A 1,701-nucleotide genomic window follows, 5' to 3' on the forward strand; every position below is an offset into this window, starting at 1 on the left:
ATGGAAGCAAGCTGTGCGGATTGGCGCGTTTTTTTGCGCCAATTTGCACAGCATCCCCATGGGGGTAGAGCTGGCGAGCTGGCACGAGCCTGAATAGTTACAATCTTTTAATCTTTTGCCTTTGGCGCGCCTTTTACGACAAGCCGACGCGCCTAATGGAAGCAAGCTGTGCGGATTGGCGCGTTTTTTTGCGCCAATTTGCACAGCATCCCCATGGGGGTAGAGCTGGCGAACCAGCACGAACCTGAATAGTTACTAGTTATTTTGGTCACCTTCGAGTTAACATGGATCCCTTTTTTCCCCACCTCCTGCAGGAACATGCCCGGCAGGTATCCTCACTCTCTTTGTCCACCCTGTTTGCCCAGGATCCAGAGCGCTTTGCCCGTTTTTCTTTGCGCTGCCACGATCTGTTGCTGGACTATTCCAAAAATCGCTTGACTGCAGAAACCCTGTCTTTGCTTTGTGCCTGGGCGCAAGAGAGTGGTGTAGAACAGGCACGTGATGATCTTTTTAATGGTGTACGCTGCAACTGGACCGAACAGAGGGCTGCACTGCATCCGGCATTGCGTGATGTGCGCGAGGATGCTGTTTATCTTCTGGACGGTCAGGATGTCATGCCGGAGATTCGTAAGCAATTGCACCGTGTCAAAGAGTTTTCCAATCGGTTCAGGGCCGGAGAGCTGTGTGGTGCAGAGGGGCGCCCTCTGCGTAACCTGATTAATATCGGTATTGGTGGTTCCCATCTGGGACCAGAGATGATCAGTCAGGCTTTGGCACCCTATGGACAGAGTGGTCCTGAGGTGCGTTTTGTCAGCAATATGGATGGTGCTGATTTTCTGGAAGCTGTACGGGGATTGCATCCGGCAGAGACCCTTTTTGTGCTGGCGTCAAAAACCTTTTCCACGCGCGAGACCCTGCTCAATACCGATGCCGCTCTGCGTTGGCTGCAGGAGGGGGGAATAGTGGGAAGAGCGCAGAGCCAGCATCTGGTTGCTGTCACGGCAGTTCCGCAGCGGGCACAAGCCTTTGGCATTGCTCCAGAGCACATTTTTGCCATATGGGATTGGGTAGGTGGGCGTTATTCCTGGTGTTCTGCCATTAGCCTCAGTGTGGCAGTGCGTATTGGTTTTACACAGTTTGCGCAAATGCTGGCCGGAGCGCATGCCTTGGATCACCATTTTCGCACGGCACCGTTGTCGAGCAATATGCCGGTGGTGATGGGATTGATTGGTATTTGGAACCGTTTGCTGGAGGGAGCGGCCACTCAGGCTATTCTGCCCTATGATCACTCTCTGCGTCGTTTTCCCGCCTATTTACAGCAATGTGATATGGAGAGTAACGGCAAGCGGATCAATCGCGCAGGCGAGGTGGTCAACTATCCGACTGGTCCCATATTGTGGGGAGAGGTGTGCAGCAATGCCCAACACTCCTTTTTTCAACTGCTGCACCAGGGCACCCATGCGGTAGCCATCGATTTTATTGGTTGTGCCAACAGTCACCATACTCTCAAGGAGCATCATCAGGAGTTGATGGCCAATTTTTTGGCGCAAAGTGAGGTGTTGATGCGTGGGCGTACTCCTGCTGAGGTTGCAGCGGATCTGCGAGCCGATGCTCTCTCTGCCGAAGAGATCTCACGTCTGTTGCCGCATCGGGTTTTTCCAGGCAATCGTTGCAGCAATACCCTGCTGCTGCCGTTGTTGA

At 53.3% G+C, this 1,701-nt stretch carries 1 protein-coding gene; it reads left to right on the forward strand.

Features of this window, described 5'->3' with window-relative positions:
• Positions 1 to 284 precede the first annotated feature (284 nt).
• A partial coding sequence (gene pgi / locus EJP87_RS15940) for a glucose-6-phosphate isomerase (protein ID WP_130472838.1) occupies positions 285 to 1,701 on the forward strand: 1,417 nt, incomplete at its 3' end.

Source organism: Candidatus Magnetaquicoccus inordinatus, assembly GCF_004217665.1.
GTDB classification, from domain to species: Bacteria; Pseudomonadota; Magnetococcia; order Magnetococcales; family Magnetaquicoccaceae; genus Magnetaquicoccus; species Magnetaquicoccus inordinatus.